This window comes from Mesorhizobium sp. WSM3224 (assembly GCF_000427725.1).
Lineage (GTDB): Bacteria > Pseudomonadota > Alphaproteobacteria > Rhizobiales > Rhizobiaceae > Mesorhizobium.
The window spans coordinates 60521-74269 of record NZ_ATYO01000003.1 but is presented as its reverse complement, the minus strand read 5'-3'; the positions used below and the strand labels follow the sequence as shown (position 1 = coordinate 74269).

Genomic DNA, 13749 nt, shown 5'->3' with positions numbered 1-13749 from the left:
CAGACGTACTCAAATCAGAAGCCAATGTAGGGGGTCAACAGGCGAGATTCGATTGACCAGGGAAAAATGGGGCGAAGGCCGGGGTGGATGATACCGATATTACCCGAAGTCCTACACAACAAGCGTTCAATTTGTCGAGCGTGCAATCGCGGCCAATCTCCAGAGTGCAGCTGGCCAGCGCAAGTCTCGTCAACCTTCCTTGCGACCGACCCTCAGCTCTCATGAAAATGATTGTAGACCAGTTTCGCGACGTGCTCGGAAATGCCGTCGACCTTGACCAGGTCCTCGACCGCGGCGCGGCTGACCGCCTTGGCGGTGCCGAATGCATGGAGCAGCGCGCGCTTGCGGCCGGGACCGATGCCGGCGATCTCGTCGAGCGGGCTCTTGACCATTTCCTTCTTGCGGCGGGCGCGGTGCGAGCCGATGGCGAAACGGTGCACCTCGTCGCGCAGGCGCTGGACGAAATAGAGCACAGGATCGCGCACCGGCAGCATGAAGGAGTCCCTGCCCTTGACGAAGAAGCGCTCGCGGCCGGCGTCACGGTCCGGGCCCTTGGCGATGCCTATCGCCGTGACCCGATCCTCGATGCCGAGGTCGGCAAGGATCTGACGCACCGCCGTCATCTGGCCTTGGCCGCCGTCGATCAGGATGACGTTGGGCCAGGCAGGAAAGCCGCCATTGCCGGCGACCAGATCCTCCTCGCCGGCGTCGTCCTCAGCGGCCGGGCCTTCCGACACGAACGATTTCTGCTCGTCGCCATGCTCCTTGAGCAGCCGCGAAAAACGCCGCTGCATCACCTCGCGCATCATGCCGAAATCGTCGCCGGGCGTGATCTCGGTCGAGCGGATGTTGAATTTCCGGTACTGGTTCTTCACGAAACCTTCCGGCCCGGCGACGACCATGGCGCCGACCGCATTTGTGCCCATGGTGTGCGAGTTGTCGTAGACCTCGATGCGGACCGGCGGTTTTTTCAGGCCGAAGGTCTCGGCAAAGCCCGTGAGCAGCCGCGCCTGGGTCGAGGTTTCGGCGAGCCTGCGGCCAAGCGCCTCCCTGGCATTCTGAAGGGCGTTGTCGGTCAAGTCCTTCTTCTCGCCGCGCTGCGGCACTGAAATCGCCACCTTGCGGCCGGCGCGGGTTGAGAGCGCCTCGGCCAGCAGTTCCTGGTCCTCGACGCCATGCGAAAGAAGAATGGCGCGCGGCGTCGGCTTGTCGTCATAGAACTGCGCCAGGAACGAGCCCAGCACCTCGGCCGGCTCCAGCGCCGGATCGGCCTTCGGGAAATAGGCGCGGTTGCCCCAGTTCTGGCCGGTGCGGAAGAAGAACACCTGGATGCAGGTCTGACCGCCTTCCTGGTGGATGGCGAAGACGTCGGCCTCCTCGATCGTCTGCGGGTTGATGCCCTGATGTGCCTGCACATGCGAGAGCGCGGCAAGACGGTCGCGGTAGATGGCGGCGCGCTCGAAATCGAGCTCTTCCGAGGCCTGCTGCATGGCGGCCGAGATTTCGGTCTTCACCTTCTGGCTGCGGCCGGAGAGGAAATCCTTCGCCTCGGCGACCAAATGGGCATAGTCCTGGTGCGAGATCTCGCCAGTGCAGGGACCGGCGCAGCGCTTGATCTGATAGAGCAGGCACGGCCTTGTGCGGTTCTCGTAGAAGGAGTTGGTGCAACTCCGAAGCAGAAAGGCGCGCTGCAGCGAATTGATGGTGCGGCCGACTGCGCCAGCGGAAGCGAAGGGCCCGAAATAGTCGCCCTTGCGCGAGCGCGCGCCGCGATGCTTGTAGATGCCGGGCGAGACATGGTCGCCGGTCAAAAGGATGTAGGGGAACGACTTGTCGTCCCGCATCAGGACGTTGAAGCGGGGCCTGAGCCGCTTGATGAGGTTGGCCTCTAGCAGCAGCGCCTCGATCTCGGTGCGGGTGACGACGAATTCCATCGTCGACGTCTCGCGCACCATGCGGCCGATGCGGGCGGTGTGGAAACGCCCCTGCGCGTAATTGGTGACGCGCTTCTTCAGGCTGCGCGCCTTGCCGACATAGAGCACGTCGCCGGCGGCATTCATCATGCGGTAGACGCCGGGTTGGTTGGGCAGCCGCTTGACCAAGGTCTGGATCACCTCGGCGCCGACCATGCCGTCGGCATCGCCGGCATGCGGCGTCCAATCGATGGCCGTGAAGGCGACATCGGGTCCGGCTGCGGCAACCGGCTCGACGATCTCCTCCACCGCTTCGTCCTCGAGGTCGGTATCGGGGGGCAGGTCGTCGGCGGCTATGCCGTTTCGCCTATGCTTGTGGTCTGCGGGACTCATTCCACCATGCCTGTCACATCGGGCGTCTGCCACGCAAGATGCTGGCCGCCATCGAGCGCGATCATCTGGCCGGTTACAGAGCGCGCTTGCCAGAGATAGCGGATCGTGGCGCCGAATTCGGGCAATTGCGGGCCGCGCTTCAGAATCAGGCCCCCGACCTGGCTTTCGAAATCATCATCGTCCTGGCGCTTGTTCTTCAGCGTCGGGCCAGGGCCTATGGCGTTGACGCGGATGCGCGGCCCCAGCGACTGCGCCAGCATCTGCGTTTGCGTCCACAGGGCCGATTTCGACAGCGCATAGGAGAAGTAGCGCGGCGTCGGCCGCCAGACGCGCTGGTCGATGATGTTGACGATCAGCCCTTCCTCGCCTTGCGGCAGCGCGCGGGCAAAGTTCTGCGCCAGCAGCGCCGGCGCCTTCACGTGGATGGCGAAATGGCGGTCCCAGGCCTGCCAGTCGAAATCCTCCACCCGGTCGTCGACGAACAGGGAAGCGTTGTTGACCAGCAGCGTGACAGGTCCGAGCGCCGCTTGCGCACGGCCAAAGAGGTCGCCCACGGCATCCATATCGGTGAGGTCGGCGGCGACCACGGCGGCACGGCCGCCCTCGCCCGTGATCTTCCTCGCCAGTGCCTCGGCTTCGTCGCCGGAGCGGTTGGCGTGGATAGCGACGGCGAAGCCATTGGCGGCCAGATCCTCGACGATCGCCTTGCCGATCCGCCTTGCTCCACCCGTCACCAGCGCGACGGCCGTGGCTTGTTTCATGGTGTCAATCCTCACTCGGCTTCACGATTCCGGGAAGCCGGCACAATATGACGGGCCAAGCGTTAAATGCCATTTCCACCTGGGGCAGGAATGTGGCGAAGCGGCCCGGACGCTCGTCGGGCCCACCGGATTCGGGGCGCCGTTAATGGCAATATAGGTCGCTGGACCCCTTGAACCAAGCGGTGTGCAGCGCAACATAATTAGCCTGCTGACATTCGCTGTTGCGAAGATGCAACGTCAACTTTCGGCCTTATTCGCGCCGGGGAATGACCCAAGTTCAGGTTCGCTTCAGCCGCATTTCAGCACGACATTTGGAACCGTTAAGCGCCAGACCCGTTTATCCCCCCGGACGGGCCGGGGCGTTTCATGAACAAACAAGCCTAAGTGTCTTGTGGCTTAAGGAGTATATAATGAAGACCAATCTCAAATTCGCGCCGCTCGCCGCTGCGCTCGGGCTGTTCGCCTTCGGTGGTACCGCCTTTGCGGCCGACGTCGTTTCCGAAGAGCCGCCGGCTCCCGCCCCGGTTGCCGAGCTTCCGGTTGCTTCCTGGGCCGGCCCGTATGCCGGTATCAGCCTCGGCTACGGCTTCAGCGGCCATGCCGATGCCCGGGACGCCGGTGTCAACGTAAAGACCAAGGGCTTCATCGGCGGCGTCTTCGGCGGCTACCAGTGGCAGCAGGACAACTTCGTCTACGGCGCTGAAGCCGATCTCGGCTACAATGGCGTCAAGGGCGACAGCGCCGGCATCAATGCCAAAGGCGGCCTCGAAGGCTCGCTGCGCGCCCGTCTCGGCTATGCCGTGACCCCGGAAATCCTGCTCTATGGCACCGGCGGTCTCGCCGCCAAGAACCAGAAGATCACGGATAGCGTCACCCTCACCGACGAGAGCAAGGGTATGCTTGGCTGGACGGCCGGCGTTGGCACCGACATCAAGATCACGGACAACGTGTTCGGGCGTGTCGAATACCGCTACACGGACTACGGCGACAAGGACTTCGGCGCTCTTGGCAGCGTCAAGTCGAAGGACAACCGCGTCACCTTCGGCGTCGGTATGAAGTTCTAAGTCGTTAGAAGCCACGACACGGAAAAGCCGGGCCTTGCGCCCGGCTTTTTTTTGTGGCTGCGTTCGCCGGCTCAGGCGCTCTTCTTTGCGGGTTTGACCTTCGGCGGCAAAGTTTCGACGAATGCCAGGGCTCGGTCGAGCCAGGCTGCGAGGTCCGCTTCACTCGCGGTGCCTTCCGGCGCGACGTGGACATAGCCTTCCATCGCGCGCCCGCCCATCTCCATCGGCCGAGCATGGGGCTGTGCGGCAGCGGCCGCATGCGCGGCCTTGCCGACACGCACCAGCAAGCCTCGCTTAGAGGTGCCGATCAGCATGTTGCCGTTGATCATGAAGCAGGTGCCGCCGAACATCTTCTGCTCGGTGAAGGCGCGCCGGCCGAGGGCGGCGCGCAGGCGCTCGACCATCGGGTCGCGCGCAACGCTGGTTGAGGGCTTTGCCATGTCACCACTCCCATTTGGGTGATGTCAGGCAAGCATGGAAGAGAATGGGGTTCAAGGTGGGCGCGCTCCCCTTCTCCCCTTTGTTTGGACCGGGGACATCGCGAACAGGTGTGCGAGGACATCGCGAACAGTTTTGCATGCTATCGGGCCAAGGTGTTGAGGTCGATGGTTTCTATTTTTTGATGTCTGAACCAGGCGTCGAAGACGCCATCTATGGCGGTAGGCCTGAAGGCAACGGACTTTCCCGCGAAGGCCCTGCACAAGCGCATTGAGCGGCCAAGGATTGAGACGAAGCCGTGCTGCTGAACGCGGCGGATGAGATCGTCCTTGGCATATTCGAACGGCTCGGCAGTTTCGCGATACTGGCGCGGCGAGGCCTGGTAGCGATCGAGCGGCACGCCGCCGTCCAGCGCGTCGTGAGGACGCTGGGCGTTGTAGACGTGGCGCCACTGGTCGAATGCATCCTGAGCCTCGGCGAGATTGGCGAAGGGCGGTCCCTGCAATGCCTCGGCCTTGAGCGAACGATGGAAGCGCTCGTCCTTGCCGAGCGTCTGCGGATGGCAAGGCCTGGAGTGGCTGACGGCAATGCCAATCTCGATCAGCCACACGGTGAGCAAGGTGAAGTCGTTGCGGCCGCCATCGCCCCAAGGCGGACCATTGTCTGTGGCGATGCGCCACGGCAGGCCATAGCGACGGAAGGCGGCGATCAGCCGGGCTTTTACGGTCTCGGTGGTCTGGTCGGCGCAGGCCGACAGCGCGATCGAGAAGCGCGAATGGTCGTCGAGCACGGTAAGCGGATGCAGCCGGCCGGCGCGCAAGGCAACGTGGCCCTTGAAGTCCATCTGCCACAGGTGGTTGGGGGCGGCATGCTCGAAGCGAATGAAAGGCTGGGCTCCGCCGCCCAAAGCCCCCAGCTCGATACCGTTGCGGCGCAGGATGCCGGTGACCGTCGAGGCCGCCGGCGTGCCGATGCCTTCGCGGGCAAGCACTCGCGCGATCTTGCGCCCACCCCAGGCTGGATGCGCTACACGCACCGAAACGGCTGCGGTTTCCACCTCCGGCGCACTGCGTGCCGGGCTCGACAGTGGTCGCCGAGACTGCTCCGCCAGGCCGGCCGCGCCTTCCATCCGATAGCGCGAAAGCAACTTGTGGCCGCAGGTCCGGCCAATGCCGAAGCGCCGGCACAACGCGCTCACATTGGCGCCAGGCGCCAGCGCCAATCTCACGAACTCTTCTTTCTGGCTCATCACGCTTCTGGCCCCGAATGGCATCCCGAACCCCCTCGCGCAAAACGCGCAAAACTGTTCGCGATGTCCTCGCACACCTGTTCGCGATGTCCCCGGTCCAAACACCCTTGTGGGAGAAGGTGGCCGAGCGAAGCTCGGACGGATGAGGGGTGCTCCAGCTTGACGCACGCTTTCATGGGTCTTCCGTGCGCTGTTCACCAGCGCCTCATTTCTTCCAACACCCCCTCATCCGTCTCGGCGCTATCGCGCCGATCCACCTTCTCCCACAAGGGGAGAAGGCAGGGCGCTCACCCCGGCACGCTGGCTCTCAGCTCCGGAAACTTCTCATCGAAGCGGGCGGCCCAGCGGACCAGGCGGCTGCGGCCCTTCTCCCATTGGCCGGAAAAGCGCAGCGCGAGATAACCGAGGCAGGCGCGCAGCGCCATGTGGCCGGCGGTGATCTTCTTCGGCAGCTTCGGCGGGTTGGCGTTGAGCAGGTCGAGCGCGGCGGTGATCTTCGCCCACTGGCGGTCGAGCCAAGGCTGGTAGACCATCGTCTCGGGGCGCGTACGCCGCTCATAGACCATCGACAGCGCGCAGTCGCAGATGCCGTCGGCCAGCGCCTCGAGAATTTCCGCCTCGAGCCGCTTGTCGGGGTTGCGTGGAAACAACAGATTCTTGGAGATGCGGTTGAGATGCTGGGTGATGGCGCGACTGTCATGGATCGCGCGGCCGTCCTCCAGCACCAGCACCGGGATCTTGCCGAGCGGATTGGCCGAGATCAGTTCGGCGGGCTTGTCCTCCGTCTTGACCGGCACGAGATCGACGGCGATGCCGGCATAGGTGGCCGCCATGCGGACCTTCGAACTGTAGGGCGAGGTGGGTGCATAGAGCAGTTTCGGCATGAGCAGTTTCCCAGTTGGTTACGGCACTGTTGACCGATCACGATCCGAAGGGCAACGGCCAGCAAGGCCATCCAGATTGGCCAATGCATTTTGCCGGCGCAGGCGCCGCAATAAAAAAGCTCCCGGAAGTTTTGCCTGGTGGCAAAATTTCCGAGAGCTTTAGGAGGAGCGTCCGCTCCGGCTTCGCTTGCTGACACACTCACCTGGCGAGAGGGATGCCTCGACGGCATCCGCCCTCACCTGTTGCGGTTCGCGCGCGAAGCTACGCGATTACTTCTTGGCGGCCGGCTTCTTCGCCGGCGCCTTCTTGACAGCTGCCGTCGACTTGGCGGCGGCGGCCTTCATCGGAGCCTTGGCCGCGGGCTTGGCCGCTGCCTTCGCTGCCGGCTTCTTGGCGGCGGGCTTCGCCGCTGCCCTGGCCGCCGGCTTTGCCGCTGCCTTGGCGGCGGGCTTCGCCGCAGCCTTCGCTACCGGCTTCTTGGCCGCCGGCTTTGCTGCTGCCTTGGCCGGAGCCTTGGCGGCTGCCTTCGGTGCCGCTGCCTTCTTCACTGCTGCAGGTTTCGCGGCAGCCTTAGCTGCCGGCTTTTTTGCCGGCGCTTTCGCCGCCGGCGCCTTGGTTGTTGTCTTTGCCATGCGATGCCCCTTGCGTTTTGCCGATGGTCGTGAGTGACCCGGCGTGTCTATGCATATCTGACTCGCGACTGTCTAGCCAGCGAAGCAACACAATGATTTTCAGTTATTGAATTTTGGTTACACGAAACTCGTGAAGATGCGTCTCATCGAAAAATTGCGAGCGAATCTGTCACTTTCGAAGTGACGGGGCGCCACGCAGATTTTCGCGCGGCTTCTATCGCCTGATCATCCATCGACCCGTAGCACAACTCTACATAAGAATGTGAGCAGACTACTCACAATAGAGAAGAAGCCGCCGAACGCCTGCCTCATCTTGTCCAGCGCAAACATCTACAGATGAACCGGCCATGCGACGGAGCAAAAGCTTTCGCGCTGGAAAGTGAGCTTAAAGCTCATATTCATCAGCACTGTCGTCAAACCTCAGCGGGATCGCGTTCGCCCTGCAAGCGACGCGCCGGCTCGCCCCGGTGCAGATGGACGGCATAGGTATGCCAGGGCGGCGAGACCGCGATCCGCGCCAACATACGACCGATCTCGCCACGATGGTAGCCGCCGTGCAGGACGACATGGGTCAGCATCTCCTGCCTCGTCATGCAGCCCTGATCGCCGTCGGTGAAGGTGAAGGCGACCGGCTCGGCAAGCTCCTGTTCCGAAACGGTTTCGAGATAGTCGAGATACCAGCCGTCGGCCTCGGCCAACGCGGCGCGCAACCCGGCCGGCTCCGGAGTTTCCGCGGTGTTGTCGCTCGCATAGCCATGGGCGACGCCCTTCAGGTGCGCGGCAAAAATCCGCGACACGACATGGATGTGGCTCATTAGCCGGACCGCGGCGTGGCGTTCCTCGACGTCGCGGGACGGATCCATCCCGGCAAGCTTTTCCACGAACTCGTCGTTCGCCCAGGCCTGGTAGGCAAGCAGGCTTCTCAGCAGGGTCTTGGCGCTCATCTTCCGGCTCCATTTGCGTTGGCGAAATGAATGTGAGTATCCTGTTTATATTCTCGGGAGACCGGCCAGGATGTCTACTCGCATTGCAAAGCCGGCCGCGCGCATGCGTAAGCAGCCGCGCCAAGCGCGTTCGATCGCCACCGTCGAGGCGATCATCGAAGCCGGTGCTCACGTTCTGAGCGAGCTCGGCTGGGCCGGGTTTTCCACCAACAAGGTAGCCGAGGCCGCGGGCGTCAGCATCGGCTCGCTCTATCAATATTTCCCCGACAAGCTCGCGCTGGTCGAAGCAATCCGGCGCCGTCACTTCGACCATGTGCTGTCGGTGATTCGCGAAGCGGCGGCCGACGAGAAGCCGCTGAGGCAGTTCGCGCGCGAGCTGGTGCGCGGCATGATCGGCGCGCACAGCATCCACCCGACGCTGCACCAGGTGTTGCTCGACGAGGCGCCCGGCGACCGCGGCTCGCGCGCCGCGCATGCCTCGTTCCAGACGCGCTATCTCGAACATTACGCGGCGGCCGTCGCGCAGTACCGCAAACGCCGCAAGGATACCGAGACGATGGCGCGCGTGCTCTCCTCGGCGATCGAGGGCGTGATCCACAACGCGGCGCGGCGCAACATGCTCGATGCGCCGGAATTGCAGAAGCAGCTCGTCGAGCTGATCTCGGCCTATCTGTCAGGTAGCCGGGCTACCTGACCTATCGGGCGCCAAGGCCGCCTGAGGCAGCGACAGCGGAGGAGGCGCCGGCTCGCGTGCCACCACCCCTCTTCGGCCGGCATCGCAATTAATTTTCGCCAGGCCTGTCGATTCCGTCGATCGCCGTTCGTCATATGATGGCAACCAACCAGACCAAAGGAAGACTAAAGATGCGTTTCATGATGCTGATGATCCCTGGCGGCTACGCGACCGCGGCTCCCGACGTCAGGCCCGAAGCCGAGGCCGTGGCGACGATGATGAAGTACAATGAAGAGCTGAAGCGGGCCGGCGTGCTGCTCGCGCTCGACGGGCTGCATCCGCCGTCGTCGGGCGCACGGGTCTCCTTCAAGGGCGGCAAGCCGGCCGTCACCGACGGCCCGTTCGCGGAGGTCAAGGAAGTGCTCGGCGGCTACTGGATGATCGACGCGCGTTCTCCTGAGGAAGCCGTCGAATGGGCACGGCGCTGCCCTGCAGGCGAAAACGACGTCATCGAGGTCCGGCGCGTTTTCGAGATGAACGATTTTCCCGAGGACGTCCAGAAGGCGGCCGAAGGTTTCGGTGAGCCGAAAGGTTGACCGCCAAGGCGGCGATCGGGGCGGTCTGGCGGATCGAGCAGCCGCGCCGCCGAGCTGACCGGCAATGAGCGGGAGCGGGCGCTGCTCATGGCCCGCGCCGGTGACGGAGACGTTTGAGGCCAACGCCGGATAGGCCGGCAGGCCAGAGGGGGCGCCGTAGGGCGCCTACCTCAGCTTTCTACCGGCCGGCATCGATTACCTGAGCACCCGGCAGCGGCCGTTATAGACCAGCCAGCGGTCGAAGCCCGAGACGCAGAACTCGACATTGTCGCCGATCGAGGCAAAACCCTGGCCTTCCTCGATCAGGTAGAAGATCGAGCGGTCGCGACCGTCCGACAGGTTGACGGTGGCGCGGCAATAGTGGCGGCCGATCGGCCATTCGTCGCTCGCCGGCTCGTAGCGATGCTGCCGGATGTTGCGGAAATCGGTGATCGCGACGACCGGCAGATGCGGCACGTGGTGCACCTGGTAGGAGAAGCGGTCGGTAATCTTGCTCAGCACCCAGTTTTCGCCGCAGACGCTGCCATCGTCCCCGCTGTAGACGGAAAGGTCGGCGGCGTGCGCGGCCTGGCTGAAGCCCAGCGAGGTGGCCAACGGAGTAAGCGAAATCAGCGCGGCAAGGGCGGAATGGGCGAAGCGAGTCATGACAGCCTCTCAAGGTCGGTTCCGCGCACTGTGCGGATTCGCTTGGCGGCGGTCAAGCGGGTGCGAAAACAATGGTTTCCGCAAAGCTTCGTTCCGGACCTCACCGGCTACAGCGGTTCAGCGTTTGATAGAACCGCCGAACCGCTCTAGCTCTTTGTTTTCACGCAATTACGGACGGAAGGTTACGGCGAAGGCGCCGAACCTGACCGCTACACACTTTTCCTGGAATTGCTTCAGACAGTGCCGGCTAGCAGCAACCCGCCGATGACGGCGATGTTGATCAGAAACGCATTGCGCAGCACCTGGCGCTCCGGCTCTTCGCTCGCCCAGAAACGCAGCAGCATGACATTCGTCGCCAGCGTGAAGGCGGCCAGTGCGCCGGCGGCAAAGGGCAATGCAAAGCCCAGCGCGAGCATCAGGCCGGCAACGATCTCGACCGCCGAGCCGGTGGCGAGCATCAGGGCGGGAGCCGGGAACCCCCGGCTCGCCAGATAGTCGCTCATCGCCCGGAATTTCACAAAGTGCTCGATGCCGGCGACAACGAAGACGCCGCCGATGAGGAAAGCGCCGACCGCTTGAATGGTCTGAATGGGCATTGCGGCCTCCCGCCGAGACTTTAATCCTGCGGAATGAAAGCCGGGTTGTGGACGACCTCCCACAGATGATCGTCGGGATCCTGGAAGTAGCCGGCATAACCACCCCAGAAGGTTTTTTGCGCGGGCTTGACCACGCGCGCGCCAGCCTTGACGGCTTCGGCCATCACCGCGTCCACCTCGGCCTCGCTGCCGACATTGTGGCCGATGGTGAGCTCGGTCGGGCTGCGGCCGCTCTGTGGCACCGTCGCGTCATGGGCGATGCTAGAGCGCTCGAAGATCGCGAATTTCAGGCCGCCGGCGAGGTCGAAGAAGGCGACGGCGCCATGTTCGAATTCGCGGCCGATAATGCCTTCGGTCGGCAGGCCGAGGCCGTCGCGATAGAATTTGAGCGACGCTTCCAGATCGTCGACGCCGAGCGTCAATACGGTGATGCGAGCTTTCATTTCTCTCACTCCTTTCTATATTCGTGTTTCTATATTCGTGACCACGGTCGTAAACGGATGCGGGTCCGATGCGAGTGCGTGAAGCACAGTGAAACTCCATCCGTTTTGCCATGGATGACGTGGCCAGCCTTGAAGATTTCGGCCAAAATGACCGTCGCACCGATCCGGGTGGAACAGATCGGAGGAGAGATGGAACCGGTCCTGGCGCAGACAACCGGCTGCTTTCTGGAACGGCCCGCCCCACGGGGCCTGGCCGATGCCTTCTCTGCGGTCTGGGTCCACCGCATGGTCGAGCGTGCCGTTCCACCGATCGTCATCACGCCGGACGCCACGATCGACCTGCAATGGATCGACGGCCGTTTCCGCGTGGCCGGACCGGACAAGGAGCCGCAGATCGAGACACCGCTCGCCGGCACGGTGATCATCGGCTTCCGCTTCCGTCCGGGCGTCGCCGCCGGCTGGCTCGGCGTGCCGGCCGGCGAGATCGTCGGCGGGCGGCTGGACCTCGGCGAAGTGTGGGGCACGCGCGCCCGCGCGCTGACCGACCGCATCAAGGCGGCTCCCGACCTTGTCGACCTGGTGCGGCAACTGGAGGAGACGGTCGGCACGCACACGCAGGGCCGCGATGTGCTCGACCCGCAGATGGTCCGGGCCTTCGACGTCATCGACGAGGGACTGCCGCCGGAAACGCTGCTGGTTCCGTTCCTGCAACGCCAGCTGCATATGAGCGAGCGGACGCTGCGGCGGCGCTTCGACGACACTTTCGGCTATGGTCCGAAGACGCTCGACCGCATCCTACGTTTCCACCGTTTCCGGCGCCTGCAACGACAGCAGCGCGACGCCTCGACCGCGCTGCTGGCGATCGAAGCCGGCTATGCCGACCAGGCGCATCTGATCCGCGAAAGCCGGCGGTTGACCGGTGCGACGCCTTCGGCGCTGGCTTGAGGGGAACTCGGCCACCCTAGTCTAGCCGCCAGCCAGCCAATCGAGCGTCCAGCGCGACGGCTGCCGAACGGCGAGGACTTTGTGCAGCGCCGGCAGCAACAGCCGCAACTCGCCTTCCAGCGTGTAGGGCGGATTGACCACCAGCAGGCCGCTGCCGTCGAGGCTGGGCTCTTGCGAGGCAGGCCGGATCTCGAAGGCAATGTCGAGCAGCTTTGGAATGCCTGTCTCCTTCAGCGCCGCGCGGAAGGCGGTCACCGCCTTGCGGTCCTTGATCGGATACCAGAGCGCGTAGATGCCACCCGGCCAGCGCCGGTGCGCCTTATGCAGGCCTTCGACGAGCCGGGAGAACTCGCCCTCCTCCTCGAAAGGCGGATCGATCAGGACAAGACCGCGCTTTTCCTTCGGCGGCAGTTGCGCGCCGAGCGCCAGCCAGCCGTCGAGCTCGATCACCCTCGCCTGGAAATCGCCGGCGAAAAACGATTTCAGCCGCGCGGCATCCTTCGGGTGCAGCTCGACCGCCGTCAGCCGGTCCTGGTTGCGCAGGAGATGGCGAACGATCAGCGGCGAACCAGGATAGCGCCTGAGACCGCCGTCGGGATTTTGCGCGCGCACTACTTGCAGATAGGGCTGGAGAAGTGCCGCCGCCTGCGGCTCGAGCGTGGCCCCAAGCAGCCGGCCGATGCCGCCCTGCCACTCGCCGGTCTTGCCGGCCTCGACCGAGGCAAGATCATAGCGACCGATGCCGGCATGGGTATCGATGACGCGGAAGGCCTTGTCCTTCTGCTTGAGATATTCGACGAGGCGAGCGAGCACGGCGTGCTTGACGACATCGGCGAAATTGCCGGCGTGGTAGGCGTGGCGATAATTCATGCGCGCTTACTTCCAAAGAGCATGATGTCGACCGAAAACCGCTTCACACTTTTCGGCATCATGCTCGTGGCGACCCATTGCGGCCCCAGCGCGGCGGCGGCTGCGAATTGGGATTCTGCGGATGGCCTCCGCCGCGGCGGCCGAAGACCCGGGACAGCACCAGACCGGCCAGGCCGATGCCCATCAGAGTGTAGCCGGCCGGCTGCGCGCGTTCGTCGATCGAGCCGGTGCCGGCGCGCAGAATGAGATCGACAGCGCGCATGTCGATGCCGTCGGCATCGCCCGGACCGACGGTGAAGGCATAAGCGCCGGGTGTGACGGTTTCGATCACGCCGGCCTCGTCGCGAAAGATCTTGTCGGGCAGCTGCGGGCTGACCTGACGTGGATTGTCGGTGTGGTTGAAGGAGAGCGTGGCGGCGAGCACCGTGCGGCCGCCTCCGGCCGCGGTCAGCGTCAGCACCGTGCGCTGCTGCCCGGCGATGCGTTCGGCCCGCGCGGTAAGGTCGACCAGTACCCTTACCGGCGCATCGCTTGCGGCGAGCTGTACGGTGACCGGCCGGAAGCGGCCGCCCTCGTAGACGCGGTACGTGCCGATGGCATGGCCGGAAAAATTGCTCATTGCCCACGGATAGAAGATGCCGATGGCGGCGCCGGCGATGACGAGAAGCACGCAGAGGAAACGCATTCAGAGCCTTGGTTCTT

At 64.1% G+C, this 13749-nt stretch carries 16 protein-coding genes; 4 read left to right on the top strand and 12 right to left on the bottom strand.

Annotation, left to right across the window (positions count from 1 at the left end; translation table 11 throughout):
* Positions 1-212 precede the first annotated feature (212 nt).
* A complete protein-coding gene (gene uvrC / locus YU3_RS0107035) occupies positions 213-2306 on the bottom strand; it encodes an excinuclease ABC subunit UvrC (protein WP_027165583.1) in 2094 nt (697 codons plus the stop codon).
* The gene (locus YU3_RS0107030; protein ID WP_027165582.1) at positions 2303-3067 is read right to left on the bottom strand and encodes an SDR family oxidoreductase; all 765 of its coding nucleotides are present in this window, start codon (positions 3065-3067) and stop codon (positions 2303-2305) included. The genes uvrC and YU3_RS0107030 overlap by 4 nt, the downstream gene beginning before the upstream one ends.
* Before the next feature lie 410 nt (positions 3068-3477).
* Here YU3_RS0107030 and YU3_RS0107025 point away from each other — a divergent pair, with 410 nt between their 5' ends.
* Positions 3478-4131: an outer membrane protein gene (locus YU3_RS0107025; protein ID WP_027165581.1), complete on the top strand. Its 654-nt coding sequence runs from the start codon at positions 3478-3480 to the stop codon at positions 4129-4131.
* A gap of 71 nt (positions 4132-4202) precedes the next feature.
* Here YU3_RS0107025 and YU3_RS0107020 read toward each other — a convergent pair whose 3' ends face one another.
* The 5 genes from YU3_RS0107020 to YU3_RS0107000 form a co-directional block, all read right to left on the bottom strand.
* Complete coding sequence (locus YU3_RS0107020; RefSeq protein WP_027165580.1) at positions 4203-4571, bottom strand: TfoX/Sxy family protein; 369 nt, start codon at positions 4569-4571, stop codon at positions 4203-4205.
* 140 nt (positions 4572-4711) lie between these two features.
* On the bottom strand, positions 4712-5842 hold the full coding sequence (locus YU3_RS0107015) for an IS481 family transposase (protein WP_027165579.1): 1131 nt from the start codon (positions 5840-5842) through the stop codon (positions 4712-4714).
* 263 nt (positions 5843-6105) lie between these two features.
* Positions 6106-6702: a glutathione S-transferase gene (locus YU3_RS0107010; protein WP_027165578.1), complete on the bottom strand. Its 597-nt coding sequence runs from the start codon at positions 6700-6702 to the stop codon at positions 6106-6108.
* A 270-nt stretch (positions 6703-6972) separates the two neighbouring features.
* A complete protein-coding gene (locus YU3_RS0107005) occupies positions 6973-7335 on the bottom strand; it encodes a hypothetical protein (protein WP_027165577.1) in 363 nt (120 codons plus the stop codon).
* A gap of 413 nt (positions 7336-7748) precedes the next feature.
* Positions 7749-8279, bottom strand: coding sequence for a DinB family protein (locus YU3_RS0107000; RefSeq protein WP_027165576.1), 531 nt, complete (start codon positions 8277-8279; stop codon positions 7749-7751).
* A gap of 103 nt (positions 8280-8382) precedes the next feature.
* On the opposite strand from YU3_RS0107000, the gene YU3_RS0106995 reads away from it, so the two are divergent.
* Together YU3_RS0106995 and YU3_RS0106990 are read left to right on the top strand one after the other, a co-directional pair.
* Complete coding sequence (locus YU3_RS0106995; RefSeq protein WP_036258035.1) at positions 8383-8973, top strand: TetR/AcrR family transcriptional regulator; 591 nt, start codon at positions 8383-8385, stop codon at positions 8971-8973.
* Between the two features lie 170 nt (positions 8974-9143).
* Positions 9144-9548, top strand: coding sequence for a YciI family protein (locus YU3_RS0106990; RefSeq protein ID WP_027165574.1), 405 nt, complete (start codon positions 9144-9146; stop codon positions 9546-9548).
* A 195-nt stretch (positions 9549-9743) separates the two neighbouring features.
* Here YU3_RS0106990 and YU3_RS0106985 read toward each other — a convergent pair whose 3' ends face one another.
* The 3 genes from YU3_RS0106985 to YU3_RS0106975 form a co-directional block, all read right to left on the bottom strand.
* Positions 9744-10193, bottom strand: coding sequence for a hypothetical protein (locus YU3_RS0106985; protein ID WP_027165573.1), 450 nt, complete (start codon positions 10191-10193; stop codon positions 9744-9746).
* Positions 10194-10426: 233 nt separating this feature from the next.
* Positions 10427-10789, bottom strand: a complete 363-nt coding sequence (locus tag YU3_RS0106980) for a DoxX family protein (RefSeq protein WP_027165572.1) — start codon at positions 10787-10789, stop codon at positions 10427-10429.
* A 20-nt stretch (positions 10790-10809) separates the two neighbouring features.
* Complete coding sequence (locus tag YU3_RS0106975; RefSeq protein WP_027165571.1) at positions 10810-11232, bottom strand: VOC family protein; 423 nt, start codon at positions 11230-11232, stop codon at positions 10810-10812.
* Positions 11233-11421: 189 nt separating this feature from the next.
* Here YU3_RS0106975 and YU3_RS0106970 point away from each other — a divergent pair, with 189 nt between their 5' ends.
* Positions 11422-12177, top strand: coding sequence for a helix-turn-helix domain-containing protein (locus YU3_RS0106970; RefSeq protein ID WP_027165570.1), 756 nt, complete (start codon positions 11422-11424; stop codon positions 12175-12177).
* A 21-nt stretch (positions 12178-12198) separates the two neighbouring features.
* On the opposite strand, the gene YU3_RS0106965 is transcribed toward YU3_RS0106970, so the two are convergent.
* A complete protein-coding gene (locus tag YU3_RS0106965; RefSeq protein WP_027165569.1) occupies positions 12199-13047 on the bottom strand; it encodes a 23S rRNA (adenine(2030)-N(6))-methyltransferase RlmJ in 849 nt (282 codons plus the stop codon).
* A gap of 58 nt (positions 13048-13105) precedes the next feature.
* On the bottom strand, positions 13106-13732 hold the full coding sequence (locus tag YU3_RS0106960) for a hypothetical protein (RefSeq protein ID WP_027165568.1): 627 nt from the start codon (positions 13730-13732) through the stop codon (positions 13106-13108).
* Positions 13733-13749: the final 17 nt, after the last annotated feature.

Bases quoted from the DNA above. Each gene is read 5' to 3' on its own strand.
- YU3_RS0107010 (WP_027165578.1), bottom strand. From the start codon at position 6,702: ATGCCGAAACTGCTCTATGCACCCACCTCGCCCTACAGTTCGAAGGTC.
- YU3_RS0106985 (WP_027165573.1), bottom strand. From the start codon at position 10,193: ATGACTCGCTTCGCCCATTCCGCCCTTGCCGCGCTGATTTCGCTTACT.
- YU3_RS0107025 (WP_027165581.1), top strand. From the start codon at position 3,478: ATGAAGACCAATCTCAAATTCGCGCCGCTCGCCGCTGCGCTCGGGCTG.
- YU3_RS0106960 (WP_027165568.1), bottom strand. From the start codon at position 13,732: ATGCGTTTCCTCTGCGTGCTTCTCGTCATCGCCGGCGCCGCCATCGGC.
- YU3_RS0106975 (WP_027165571.1), bottom strand. From the start codon at position 11,232: ATGAAAGCTCGCATCACCGTATTGACGCTCGGCGTCGACGATCTGGAA.
- YU3_RS0106970 (WP_027165570.1), top strand. From the start codon at position 11,422: ATGGAACCGGTCCTGGCGCAGACAACCGGCTGCTTTCTGGAACGGCCC.
- uvrC (WP_027165583.1), bottom strand. From the start codon at position 2,306: ATGAGTCCCGCAGACCACAAGCATAGGCGAAACGGCATAGCCGCCGAC.
- YU3_RS0106995 (WP_036258035.1), top strand. From the start codon at position 8,383: ATGCGTAAGCAGCCGCGCCAAGCGCGTTCGATCGCCACCGTCGAGGCG.
- YU3_RS0106990 (WP_027165574.1), top strand. From the start codon at position 9,144: ATGCGTTTCATGATGCTGATGATCCCTGGCGGCTACGCGACCGCGGCT.
- YU3_RS0106965 (WP_027165569.1), bottom strand. From the start codon at position 13,047: ATGAATTATCGCCACGCCTACCACGCCGGCAATTTCGCCGATGTCGTC.
- YU3_RS0106980 (WP_027165572.1), bottom strand. From the start codon at position 10,789: ATGCCCATTCAGACCATTCAAGCGGTCGGCGCTTTCCTCATCGGCGGC.
- YU3_RS0107000 (WP_027165576.1), bottom strand. From the start codon at position 8,279: ATGAGCGCCAAGACCCTGCTGAGAAGCCTGCTTGCCTACCAGGCCTGG.
- YU3_RS0107005 (WP_027165577.1), bottom strand. From the start codon at position 7,335: ATGGCAAAGACAACAACCAAGGCGCCGGCGGCGAAAGCGCCGGCAAAA.
- YU3_RS0107020 (WP_027165580.1), bottom strand. From the start codon at position 4,571: ATGGCAAAGCCCTCAACCAGCGTTGCGCGCGACCCGATGGTCGAGCGC.
- YU3_RS0107015 (WP_027165579.1), bottom strand. From the start codon at position 5,842: ATGCCATTCGGGGCCAGAAGCGTGATGAGCCAGAAAGAAGAGTTCGTG.
- YU3_RS0107030 (WP_027165582.1), bottom strand. From the start codon at position 3,067: ATGAAACAAGCCACGGCCGTCGCGCTGGTGACGGGTGGAGCAAGGCGG.